The sequence below is a fragment of the Streptomyces solincola genome, from assembly GCF_002982015.1.
GTDB classification, from domain to species: domain Bacteria; phylum Actinomycetota; class Actinomycetes; order Streptomycetales; family Streptomycetaceae; genus Streptomyces; species Streptomyces solincola.
The window spans coordinates 69,058-79,657 of sequence record NZ_PVLV01000121.1 but is presented as its reverse complement, the minus strand read 5'-3'; the positions used below and the strand labels follow the sequence as shown (position 1 = coordinate 79,657).

Below are 10,600 nucleotides of genomic sequence, written 5' to 3'. Positions count from 1 at the left end.
CCACCGACCCCACACCCCCGCCCGGCGCCGGCACCGCCCTGTTCGACGACTTCTCCTACACCGCCCACACCGACCCGCGGATCGCCGCCCGCGGCTGGTCGGTGCGCTCCGACTCCGGCGGCCCCGGCGTGCCCGGCGCCCGCTGGGCCCCGGAGAACGTCACCTTCGCCACCGCCGGCGGCAACACCGTGATGAACCTGGAGACCTCCACCGCCGGCACCGGCGAGTCCACCGAGCACACCGAAGTCCTCACCCGCGCCCGCAAGTTCAAGAACGGCACCTACGCGGCCCGGGTGAGGTTCTCCGACGCCCCCGCGTACGGCCCGGACGGCGACCGGATCGTGCAGACCTTCTTCACCATCAACGACCTCAAGGCCCCGATGGCCGACGACTACGCCGAGTACGACTTCGAGTACCTGCCCAACGGCGGCTGGGGCGAGCCCGGCAACATCCTCTACACCACCTCCTGGGAGACCTACCGGCCCGACCCCTGGGAGGCGGTCAACCAGCACAGCGAGGTACGCGCCGGCTATGCCGGCTGGCACGACCTCGTCGTCACCATCGACGACCGCGCCATCACCTACCACGTCGACGGGCAGCTCTTCGGCACGCATGACGCCCGCTACCTGCCCGAGCGGCCCATGTCGATCAACTTCAATTGATGCCCTTAGTGGAGATATGTCCATTTTGCGACCCATATCCACTAAGGCTTGGTTATGCCCTTTCGGGGGGCGTAGCCTGCTGACGTAGGTGGAGGTGGGCGTCGTGGGTTTGACGCTTCAGGAAGCTCGGCTGTCGTACCAGGAAGCGATGCGGGCGGCGAAGGTACCGTTCCGTACGCAGGAGCAGTACGGCCAGATCGTCAAACGCCTGGAGAGGCAGTATCCGAACCGGCACTTCGCCGGCATCAAGACCAGCGATCTCTACGACTTCCTGTACGGGGAGGATGGGATCTTGCTGGGTCGAGCTGCCAAGACCGGCGTCTCGTATCGTGCGGCGCTGCGCTCGTTCTTCGCGTACGGCCAGGGGCGGGGATGGACGAAGACGGTCACGGTGGTACCGCAGCCGCCGTTCAAGGCGAGCGGGCCGAAGCCGGAGTGGAATCCCACGCGGCTGAACGAAGCCGAACTGATCCAACTGCTCGGTCGAGCCGATCACCCCGTCTTGCGGGGAATGGTGGCGGTGGCCATAGGTACCGCGTTGCGCGTCTCGGATATATGCAAGATCCAAGTCATGGACGTGAATCTGAACGCGGGGGACCTCTACGTGTGGGTCAAGAAGACGGGTCGATTCGATGCGATGCCCATCACGCTTGATCTTGAAGAAGAGCTCCGCCGATACCTTCGGTGGTACACAGCAGAAACGGGGGCGACGCTCCAGTCCGGAAGCGCTTACCTTTTCCCGGGCTGGCAACATGCCAACGACGGGGGAGTGCTGGGGTGGGTGCCGGACACCTCGCGGCCTTGCGACTACGCCTGGGCCAGCAGGCATCTAAGCGATCTCTACAGCGAGTGCGGGATCAGCGTCCAACCGCGCGAGCGGTGGCACGTCATTCGGCGCTCAGTAGCTCGGATCTACTTCGACATGCTGCGGAACGACGTGTCGTACGACCACGCGCTTCGCCAAGTGTCCGCACTCCTGGGGCATCTGAACTCCAAGACGACTGAAACGTACCTGGGGCTGGATGCAGAGCGGCGGGCAAGGGATGCGTCCCTCCGGGGCCGGAGGTTCATCTCTGCGGCGGCCGGCAACGTCGTGTCGCTGCCAGGTCGCAAGATTCGATAGCAGGGATTTGCCCCCGGACGCATGCAGCGACCGGGGGCTTCCCATGTATTTGGTTGTGTTCTGTAACTACCCGCGCCCTGTGACGTTTGCGGAGCCGGTGCGGCTAGGCGGAACGCCTTAAGGGACGAATCGGTTAGGTTCGCTCATCCACCTCTCACGTCGGGAACGCCGACGCTACCCACAGATGACTTAGCTACCTGCCACACCTTCCCGGACCTGGCTCCGGGTGACTGTCTTCGACTCAAGTGTTGCCTTGGGGAACTTGTCCGGTTTGACCCGGTCTGTCCGTTAGGTCAAACATGCCACCACATTGACCACTGGGCAATACCTTCCTGCGAAAAATTTCAAGATTCTTTTGACCCGTCCGCCCAGGCCGGGGGGCTCCTTGCCGATCGGCGGGGGGTTGACAAGCGCATGAAGGTTGACCTAAGCGGCAATCTGGTGCGTACTGGACAGACGAACCCAAACCCTCGTGGAGAGGGCTACGAATGACTCGACGGAGCAGAGATAAGAAGCGCTTCGGGCAGTGGCTTAAATTGATCATGCTCACCCGCGGCTTGACCGGGGTTGAGATCGCAGAAGCCACAGGGGTCGATAACTCCGCAGTGAGCAAGTGGCGAAACGGCACGCTCCTCCCTGGAGAGGAGGCGTGTGAGAAATTGGCGAAATTTCTCGACGTGGACCCGCTGCGGCTCGCGGTGACGGCAGGACTGATCTCGGAGGAGATCGCTCGCGTCCCGCCCCTCCCACCACCCGATGACACCGAACTCGCCGCCGTGGAGCGGGAGTCCATTGCAGATTTGGTTTCCAAGAAGATCAGCCGCAAACGCGATCGGGAGGCATTGCTGGCAGCGCTGGAGGCGCTGAGCGAGCGCGACAACTACGCGAACGCCCCGGACGGGCAGATGCAAGAAGCCCTGCACAGAATTGATCAAGCAACTCAGAAACTACTCGCCCTACTTGAGGTGAAAGACAGCGACCAATGAACGACGACCGTGACTGCGCAGAGCTGAGCGCCAAAGCTGACCAACTGATAGCAGCCATGGGGGCCGTGGCGAAGTCGTCCGGCCTCCAGGTTTCCGAGATCCAAGAGAGGCAACGACGCCAGCGCATGCTGGTTACGGGCTTGATCGTGAGCTTCGCGCTCAACGCCGTCTTGACCATCGTCATAGCCGTGACGGGTCTGGGCGTCCTCAAGAACTCGGACCGTCTGGAGGACATGCAGCAGAGAGTCGGAGACCAAGTCATCTGCCCCTACTACAAGCAGCTCCTCAAGACCGAGGATGATGTTCCCGCCGGTCTCACCGCGGAGCAACTGCGGGAACGCAAAGCTACGTTCGTGGCCATACGGGAGGGCTATGCACTCCTCGGCTGCAAAGAAAGGAGAGGTTGGTAATGACAAAGAAGAAGCGACCGGTGTTCCTGGTGGTGTTCATCCTGGTCCAGGTGATCTTCCTCATCTGGCTGATCGTCGGCGTGAACACGGCCAGCAGTGGGAGCGCCGATGACTGCCGCGGCCTGACCGGCGACCTGCTCCGGTCATGCGAGGAAGGCAACGACGTGGGCACGGCCATCGGCGCCGGCCTGATCATCGCCCTCTGGGCGTTCGTGGACGTCATCTTCGGGATCACCTACGGCGTCTACCGGCTGGCCCGCCGCCGGCCAGCCTGAGGCACAGCAGAGGGCCCCTCTCCAAGGGAGCTGGAGAGGGGCCCTGCTGCGTCCCCGTCCGTGTACTGCGGGCCGTCCGGGGACAGTGGCGACGCTATCAGGAGGCGTCGACCTCAGCCATCAGCATCCGCAGGGTGAGGCTGTGCTTCTCCGGCGGCAGCGCGTCCATGGCGGCCTTGGCGTACGCCATCCCCGCCGGCTTGTCGCCGCTGCGCGCCAGCATCAGCCCGCGGTGCAGCTCCAGATGGGTGGCGAAGCGGGGCAGCGTCGCAGGAAGCTCTCGCTGCGCCTGCTCCTGAGCATCCACGGCCGCCTTCTCATCGCCCAGACGGGCGTAGAGGAGGGACAGGAACACGTTCATGCGCCACCACGGAACCGCGTAGTCGGACGTCTGCTCGTACGAGCCGGCCTTGTCGAAGATCCGCCGCCCCTCCTCAGCCAGCGTGAGGGCTGCGTCATGATCGCCGCGCAGGGCGGCAGCGTGAGCCTTGCCCATGACGGCGTTGACCAGGCCCAGGGAGGGCTTGCTGCTGATCGCCATCGCCTGGTCTGCGAGGACGTCCGCCAGCCCCAGGGAGGCGCCCTCGTAGCCGAGAGCGATGGCGGCCCGGCCCCGGACCCACACCCGCGCGTCGTCGTCCGCTGACTGGTCTGCCGACTGGGCCGCCAGCTTGTACCAGTGGGCGGCCTTCGCGCCGTCCGCTCCCGGGAAGGTCTTGGCGTACAGGGTCATCAGCCGGCTTGCGACCGACCAGAGGCGGGGCGAGTCGAGCTGCTGCTGCACAACCACCAGTTCCCCCGCCACCCGACGCTGGATGTCCGCCGCGCCCAGGGACATGTAGTCGGTCCCGTATGTGGCCAGCTTGGCTTCCCAAGCTTCGGTGGTCGGCCCACCTTGCAGCCTCGCGGTGAAGCCGGCGGACAGCAGGTCGGAGGCCACCACGGGCGCTATGGCTGCCCCTGCCACGTCGGTCAGAAAGGTGCGGCGTCTCACTTCACCCTCAAGTACGGCTAGCGGCACGTCCAGAACCGCCGACAGGTGGCGCAGGTGCGCGCCCCTCGGCTTGACCTTGCCGTTGATCCACTTATTGACGTACTGCGAGGTGAGGTTCGTCCCGAAGGCGTTGTTGATCTCGTCGGCAAGACGCCTCTGCGACCAGCCGCGCGCCTTCCGCAGGTCGTTGATTAGGGTTCCGATTCTGGACTCACCCGGCATGTATCAAGGATGCCCCTGATGGTGATGCCCGTCCAACTTGCCAGGCGCGCCGCGGAACTTGGCACTGGAAATGACACTATGCCAGACCGTCTGTCAGGCCCCATGGTTTCTGGCACCGGGAGGCTCCCCCTCCCGAAGGAGGCGAGGAGGCAGGGTGTGACGGAAGCGGAGTCTAAACAGTACGTGCAAGCCGCCGCGAGGGCGGCCAGCGATGACATAAGGCACGCCCTCAGCGTCATGAACCTGCGCACCGCGACCGTGTTCCCGGGGGAGATCGTCAACGGGTCCGGCACCGTCCAGGTCATCCTGCGGACGGCCGACGCCACCGAGTTCAGCGCCTGGATTCGCTCCAGGGCCAGAGCCCGGGACTACCAGCAGCACTTCTCCGCCAAGGACGCGGAGCGGAGGGCCGCGGGGTGACCTACGGACCGCTGGGACACGCAACCCTCAGGGCCCAACCGTGGGAGGTTCGCATCGGGGACCTCGTCGAATTCGACGGCCTGTACTACCCGGTCCAGTCCACGGAGGCCAGGAACGGGATGACGACGCTGCGCTTCATCGCCCATCCGCCCTTCACCTTCGACTGCCCGATTTACGTCTGGCGGCCGGTGACCCACGAAGGCAAGGCCGCCGGCGTACGCGCCTACTCGCTCAACCCCACAACTCCTCGCTGAGCCCACAGGCTCCCCCGTAGAGGCCCAGCGAGGCCGCATCGACAACCCCCTGTCGATGCAACCCGTCCGGCCGGTTCCTTCGTCATGGGGACGGTCGCCGGCCGGACGGGTCCACAGCTCCCCGCCCCCGCAAGTGCACGACAGCCTGGGGATACCTCCGGGCTGCCCTACTCGCGAATGGCCAAGCATGGCCAGGGAGGAACGCACATGCAAGATGTACGCGCCTTGCTCACCCCGGCAGGGTTTGAGGGCGTCGCCGCCACGGTTGTGGACAACAACCCTGGCATGGACCGGGACACGGCCGACCGAGTCGTGACCGAAGCGCTCAAGTTCGTGGTCACCGCGGCGAAGTTCCCCACGGTGGACATCGCCCCCTCGAACGCGGTGGACGAGGGCTGGCACGCCCTGGTGCTCCACACGCGGCTGTACGAGAAGCTGTGCGAGGGCCTGGGGCATTTCGTACACCACTTCCCCGAGCGCCCCGACACCGGGCGGGACGACCCCCACGTCCTCACCCGCACGGTGGCCACGATCGAACAGGCGGGGCTCAACGTGGACGCCGACCTGTGGATGGAGCCGAACCGATCCCTGGTCGACGTGGGGACCGCGAGCATGCACACCCCGATGCCCGGAGGGTGCGGTCCCATCCGGCCCGGAAACTGCGCCACGCACGGTGGCGGTGGCGGCGGCGGTGGGGGTGGCGGCAGCAAGAAGTAGGGTGTCCGCATGAACGCGGACGAGGCCAGGAACGTGGACGCCGTCATGCGACAACTGGGCCTTCCCGGAGTGGTCGCCCCGGAGGACCCAGAGAAGCCGACTGGCCCTTGGAGGGTGTACGACAGGGCTGATCCGGCCACGCGCCAGGACATCACCGCGAAGACCCTGGCCGCCCTCGCCCGAAGGTGGGACCCCATTCCTCCCCAGGGGCCCACGCGAGGCTTCGTCATCCCCTGAAATGCAAAAAAGCGCCCCTCTCCGCCGAGTTGGCAGAGAGGGGCGCAGTTTGCCGGGCGCTACCCGGCGCGAGACCGGGATCACCCCCTAGGTCAGCCCTTGTTCGGGACGGCGTACGTGACGCCCAGGGCTCCGAGCACGGACAGCACGACGGTGACGACGTCGCCTGTGTCGACCATGCCGTCCTGCGTGACGGCGACCAGGGTGCCGGCCGCGGCAGCGAAGGCTGCGACGACGGCCTTGGCCATGTATCCGACCTTGATCATGATCTGTCTCCTTACCGGTACTTCTCGGCCCAGGTGGGGTAGGGCCGGCCGACGGACGCGGGAGCGCTGTCCGCACGGTTGTTGGCCAGGCCGTTGCGCCCCTGGAAGTAGGCGCGGACCTGGTTGCGGGCGCCGGCGGCCATCTCGCGGTCACCGATGGCGCAGGCGTGTATGTGGTACGAGAAGCCCTCCGCGGGGGTCCGCACCCACGCGGCGAAGCCGACCTGGCGCAGGGCCTTGACGAGGGCCTGGCTGGACGAGGCGATGTCCACGACGCCGCCCCCGTCGTGGGTGCCGGCGCTGGCCGCTACACCGCGGTTGTAGGACCCCTGGGAAAGCCGGAAGCCGCTGCCGTGGATCTTGGCAGCGGCTTCGAGCATCGCCTTGGTCCGTTGGTTGACGGTCCGGCCTCCGTAGGTGGTGCGCCGGTAGTCGTGCGCCGGCTCCCCGGAGGCCGGGGCCGGCGGCGGGGGCGGGGCGGGGGCCGGCGGCTTCGAGCCGGAGCCGTACGCCTCGCGGTGCAGCTCCGCCCACCCCTTCGGGCCGATCTGGACATCCCGCCCGCCGGACGAGAGCTCCACATTGGCCCGGTAGAAGGCGGCGACGCCGTCCTGGGTCTTCGGCCCGTAGTTGTCGGCCTCCGGAACGGCCTTGTCCATGTAGCCGGCGGCCTTCAGCGCCTTCTGGAGGCCGCGGGCCGAGGGGCTGGTGCTGTTGGGCCGAAGGCCCTCGGGGAAGGCCGGAGGCGTGTGGGTGGTGCCGCTGCCCGGGGTCGTGGGCTTCGGGGCCGGGGGCGCCGACTGCTCGGCGTAGGCCGGCCGGCCGTACCCGGCGATGTCCCGAGCGGTCCGCACGCGCCGAGCGCACGAGTCGGAGGTGTTGCCTTCGATCGTGTAGACGCTGCCGCCCTTCACGTCAGTTACCAGGCCGACATGGTCGATGGCGCCGACGTTGTCGGTCTGGCCCCAGTCGAAGAAGACGATGTCCCCTCGCTGAATGCCGGCGACGTCGCGGTGCCAGCGACCCTGCGACTGGAACTTCTGCGCGTGCCACACGGTGTAGGCGTAGTCCACGCCGAAACACACGGCCTGGAAGTTGTCCGAACCGCGGGCCCACTCGGTTATCGCCATGTTGCACCAGGCGGCGCGGGCGAAGCCGGAACCGTTGCGGTTGGCGTACGCCGTGGTGATGGCGTTCGGCCGGCCGCGCATGCCGAGGGACTTCTCGGCCTGAGCGACCATGCCGTCACGAGTCCCCATCGTCATCACCCCCTCCGTACACGCCGCCGTCGTCCGGCTCACCGAACATCTCGGCCAGCAGCTCTTCCTCGTTGTCGACCGAGGGCCCCGGACCGTCGTCCGGCAGCTCCTCGTTCACCAGCTCGTACTGGTCTTCCTGATCAGGCATGTGCTTCCACCGCTTCCAGTGCGCCCTTCAGCCACTTCGTGAGCTCTTCGCGCTTGTCGCCCAGGTCGTTGATCAGCGCGGCGAGCTCCACCCGCCGCTGCTCCAGGGCGTCGATCTGCTTCTGCCGCTCCGTGTGCGAAGCGGAGACGATCTGCCGGGCCTCGGTGCGCGCGTCGATGACGATCTGGCCGGCCTGCGCGTGTGCATCAGCCACGGCCTGGTCGGCGGTCTTCTGCGCGGCGACGAGGATCGCCTTGACGGACTCCAGGCTCGGCTGGTCCGGGTCCTGCGGGACCGGCTGCCGGGCAGCGTCCAGGTCTCGCTTCAGGCGGCGGATCTGCTGCTGGAGGGAGTCAACCTGCTTGTCCCTCTCGGCGAAGTCGACCGCCACCTGGTCCAGGAAGGCGTCGACCTCGTCCTGGTCGTAGCCCTCCCGGATGCGGGTGGCGGTGAACTGCTTGCGCTCGATATCTGCGGGTTCCAACATCGAGATCTCTCCTTAGATGTTTACTCCGTTGGAGCGGAGCCACTGGACCGGGTCCAGGAAGTTGCCGGCCGCGAAACGGGGCGCCAGGCGCAGCTCCATGTGGAGGTGCGGGCCGGTGCTGTTGCCGGTGGAGCCGACGTAGCCGATGACGTCGCCGGCCTTGACGGTCTGGCCGACGCTGACGTTCTTGCCGGACAGGTGGGCGTACAGGGTGTGCTTGCCGTCCGCGTGGCGGAGCTGCACGTTGATGCCGTACGACGAGGAGCCGTCCGAGGCGACGACGACACCGGCGGTCGGGGCCTTCACGACGGTGCCGGTCGGCGCGGTGAAGTCGGTGCCGGTGTGGTAGCCGAGGGCGTAGCTGGCCCTGGGGTTGCCGAACCGCTGGCTCACGCTGGCGTCGATCGGGGACACGAACCGGGCGCTCGGCGCCGGCGCAGGGTCGTCCGGCTTCGGGGCCGGCTTCGGGTCCGCCGGCTGCTGCTCGCTGGCGCCGCCCGTCGACATGTCGCGCAGGTGCGCCCAGCCCTTCGGGCCGATGGCCGGGTCCCGGTCGCCCTGGGCGTACTCGGGGTGCTCGTCGTGGAAGGCCACGACGGCGGCCTGGGTCTTCGGCCCGTAGTTGGGGTGCGTCTGAACGGCCTTGTCCATGTAGCCGACGCGCTTCAGCTCCTCCTGGAGTTGCACCGCGGACGGCTGCTGCTGGTTCGGCTTCGGCAGTCCGTCGGCGTACGAGTCGCTGGAGGCCGCGCCGGGCACCCTCAGCTCCATACCGATCTTCAGCCGGTCGGGGCTGTCTCCGATGACCGCCTTGTTGGCCTCGTAGAGGGCCTGCCAGCCGCCGGGCACGTTGAGCTCCCGGGCGATCTTGATCAGGTAGTCACCGGCCTTGACGGTGTACGTGTCGCCGCCAGTGGCCGGCGGAGGCGTCGGCTTCGGGGCCGGCGTCGGGGTTGCGACACCGCCGTACGGCGTGTTCGACAGGCCGACGCCGCAGACCGGCCACGCGCCCCTTGCCCTGCGGCTTGAAGTTCTGCCAGCCCTCGTGAAGCACCCGCTCGGCCACGCGGATCTGCTGCTCCTTCGTCGCCAGGTCGGCGCGCGGCGCGAAGGCGGTCCCGCCGTACGCGACCCACGTCGACTGAGCGAACTGGACGCCGCCGTAGTAGCCGTTGCCGGTGTTGATCGCCCAGTTGCCGGAGGACTCGCACATCGCCGTCTTGTCCCACTCGGCGGCGGTGGCCGCACTGGCGGAGCTGGCGGCGAAACTACCAGGGAGCACTGCTGCGCCGCCGAGGGCGACAACCGTCCCCACGCGACGCACCGTCTTGGTCGGAGTGTTTTCCTTACGATGCTTTCCGCGACTCATGTCACTGCCTTTCAGAAGAGGTCCACCATTTCCAGCTCCACCGGCAGCGGCGGAGGGGGGACCTGGTTTTGCGCGAGTTCGGACCTGAGTACGCGAATGTGCCGAACGGCAATGCGAAGAAGGGCTGCTTGAGCCTCGATCTTGTTTGCCAGCCGGTCCAGTTCCTCTTGGTCCTGCTGGCGTTCTTCGCGGTATGCCGTCTTGAACGCTTCGAACTGCTCGCGGTCTACTTTTCGCTGTTCTACTTCTACGGATGCGCGCTGCACCTCGCTTGACTTCTGCGCGGTGTAGCGCATGCCGAGGTAGGCGAGGAAGCCTGTCATCGTGCCGCCGCCGAGGGCGGTGATGAGAGTTTCCGATACGGCCATCAGTCACTCCCTGGACGACAGGCGGGCGATGTCCGCAACTCCCTGCATCCCGGCGGCCAGAAGGATCAGGGCGGCATAGCCGGCCCAGAAACAGGCGGTTCGGATGCCGATCCCCCATGCGACATATCCGAAGGAGGATGAGATCACAGCGTCCGTAGCCCAGAAGGCAGGCGCAGGAAAGGCCGCCATGAAGCCGATTCGGTCCTTACCAGGAGGCCAAAAGGCGTTCACGACGGCGATAGTTCCAAGCGCGATCTGCGCGATTCCGACGAAGGTTGGACCGATGAAGCCTGCAACCGCGTACGCCGCAAGGGCGTTCGGCGGTGCTACGACGGTCGACCAACCTAGGATGATTTGTATGAGACCAACGGCGAGCAGAAAGGCGCCGCGCCGAGTCATGCGG

Annotated in this window: 17 protein-coding genes; 8 read left to right on the top strand and 9 right to left on the bottom strand. The window is 66.8% G+C overall.

From position 1 onward, the window contains the following. The 5 genes from C6N75_RS10120 to C6N75_RS10100 all read left to right on the top strand — a co-directional run. On the top strand, positions 1-662 hold a 662-nt coding region (locus C6N75_RS10120), incomplete at its 5' end, for a glycoside hydrolase family 16 protein (RefSeq protein ID WP_258177321.1). 103 nt (positions 663-765) lie between these two features. Then, on the top strand, positions 766-1,785 hold the full coding sequence (locus C6N75_RS10115) for a tyrosine-type recombinase/integrase (protein ID WP_219852867.1): 1,020 nt from the start codon (positions 766-768) through the stop codon (positions 1,783-1,785). 488 nt (positions 1,786-2,273) lie between these two features. Then, positions 2,274-2,771, top strand: coding sequence for a helix-turn-helix domain-containing protein (locus tag C6N75_RS10110; RefSeq protein ID WP_105868539.1), 498 nt, complete (start codon positions 2,274-2,276; stop codon positions 2,769-2,771). After that, positions 2,768-3,181 (top strand): hypothetical protein, encoded by a 414-nt coding sequence (locus C6N75_RS10105; RefSeq protein WP_105868538.1) that lies wholly within the window; start codon positions 2,768-2,770, stop codon positions 3,179-3,181. The genes C6N75_RS10110 and C6N75_RS10105 overlap by 4 nt, the downstream gene beginning before the upstream one ends. Continuing rightward, positions 3,181-3,456 carry a hypothetical protein gene (locus C6N75_RS10100; RefSeq protein WP_105868537.1) on the top strand — a complete coding sequence of 92 codons (276 nt, stop codon included), beginning with the start codon at positions 3,181-3,183 and terminating at the stop codon, positions 3,454-3,456. The genes C6N75_RS10105 and C6N75_RS10100 overlap by 1 nt, the downstream gene beginning before the upstream one ends. Positions 3,457-3,553: 97 nt before the next feature. Here the strand turns inward: C6N75_RS10100 and C6N75_RS10095 are convergent, their stop codons facing one another. Next, the gene (locus C6N75_RS10095) at positions 3,554-4,672 is read right to left on the bottom strand and encodes a helix-turn-helix domain-containing protein (RefSeq protein ID WP_105868536.1); all 1,119 of its coding nucleotides are present in this window, start codon (positions 4,670-4,672) and stop codon (positions 3,554-3,556) included. A 237-nt stretch (positions 4,673-4,909) separates the two neighbouring features. Here C6N75_RS10095 and C6N75_RS30150 point away from each other — a divergent pair, with 237 nt between their 5' ends. The 3 genes from C6N75_RS30150 (at position 4,910) to C6N75_RS10080 (ending at position 6,063) form a co-directional block, all read left to right on the top strand. Beyond that, complete coding sequence (locus C6N75_RS30150; protein ID WP_146132530.1) at positions 4,910-5,092, top strand: hypothetical protein; 183 nt, start codon at positions 4,910-4,912, stop codon at positions 5,090-5,092. Next, positions 5,089-5,346, top strand: a complete 258-nt coding sequence (locus C6N75_RS10085; RefSeq protein ID WP_105868534.1) for a hypothetical protein — start codon at positions 5,089-5,091, stop codon at positions 5,344-5,346. The genes C6N75_RS30150 and C6N75_RS10085 overlap by 4 nt, the downstream gene beginning before the upstream one ends. Positions 5,347-5,631: 285 nt before the next feature. Then, positions 5,632-6,063, top strand: coding sequence for a glycine-rich domain-containing protein (locus C6N75_RS10080; RefSeq protein WP_258177320.1), 432 nt, complete (start codon positions 5,632-5,634; stop codon positions 6,061-6,063). A 329-nt stretch (positions 6,064-6,392) separates the two neighbouring features. Here the strand turns inward: C6N75_RS10080 and C6N75_RS30605 are convergent, their stop codons facing one another. From C6N75_RS30605 to C6N75_RS10045, 8 genes are all read right to left on the bottom strand, one after another. Continuing rightward, positions 6,393-6,566, bottom strand: a complete 174-nt coding sequence (locus tag C6N75_RS30605) for a hypothetical protein (protein ID WP_181160423.1) — start codon at positions 6,564-6,566, stop codon at positions 6,393-6,395. Positions 6,567-6,577: 11 nt separating this feature from the next. Further along, a complete protein-coding gene (locus C6N75_RS31510; RefSeq protein WP_258177319.1) occupies positions 6,578-7,831 on the bottom strand; it encodes a CHAP domain-containing protein in 1,254 nt (417 codons plus the stop codon). Beyond that, positions 7,812-7,973 (bottom strand): hypothetical protein, encoded by a 162-nt coding sequence (locus C6N75_RS30600; RefSeq protein WP_181160422.1) that lies wholly within the window; start codon positions 7,971-7,973, stop codon positions 7,812-7,814. The genes C6N75_RS31510 and C6N75_RS30600 overlap by 20 nt, the downstream gene beginning before the upstream one ends. Beyond that, positions 7,966-8,460 (bottom strand): DivIVA domain-containing protein, encoded by a 495-nt coding sequence (locus C6N75_RS10065; RefSeq protein WP_105868531.1) that lies wholly within the window; start codon positions 8,458-8,460, stop codon positions 7,966-7,968. The genes C6N75_RS30600 and C6N75_RS10065 overlap by 8 nt, the downstream gene beginning before the upstream one ends. A gap of 12 nt (positions 8,461-8,472) precedes the next feature. Next, positions 8,473-9,309: a M23 family metallopeptidase gene (locus C6N75_RS30145; protein ID WP_146132529.1), complete on the bottom strand. Its 837-nt coding sequence runs from the start codon at positions 9,307-9,309 to the stop codon at positions 8,473-8,475. A 31-nt stretch (positions 9,310-9,340) separates the two neighbouring features. Then, on the bottom strand, positions 9,341-9,775 hold the full coding sequence (locus C6N75_RS31505; protein WP_146132528.1) for a transglycosylase family protein: 435 nt from the start codon (positions 9,773-9,775) through the stop codon (positions 9,341-9,343). Between the two features lie 65 nt (positions 9,776-9,840). Continuing rightward, on the bottom strand, positions 9,841-10,197 hold the full coding sequence (locus C6N75_RS10050) for a hypothetical protein (RefSeq protein WP_105868530.1): 357 nt from the start codon (positions 10,195-10,197) through the stop codon (positions 9,841-9,843). Between the two features lie 3 nt (positions 10,198-10,200). Further along, positions 10,201-10,596 carry a hypothetical protein gene (locus C6N75_RS10045; RefSeq protein ID WP_105868529.1) on the bottom strand — a complete coding sequence of 132 codons (396 nt, stop codon included), beginning with the start codon at positions 10,594-10,596 and terminating at the stop codon, positions 10,201-10,203. Positions 10,597-10,600 lie beyond the last annotated feature (4 nt).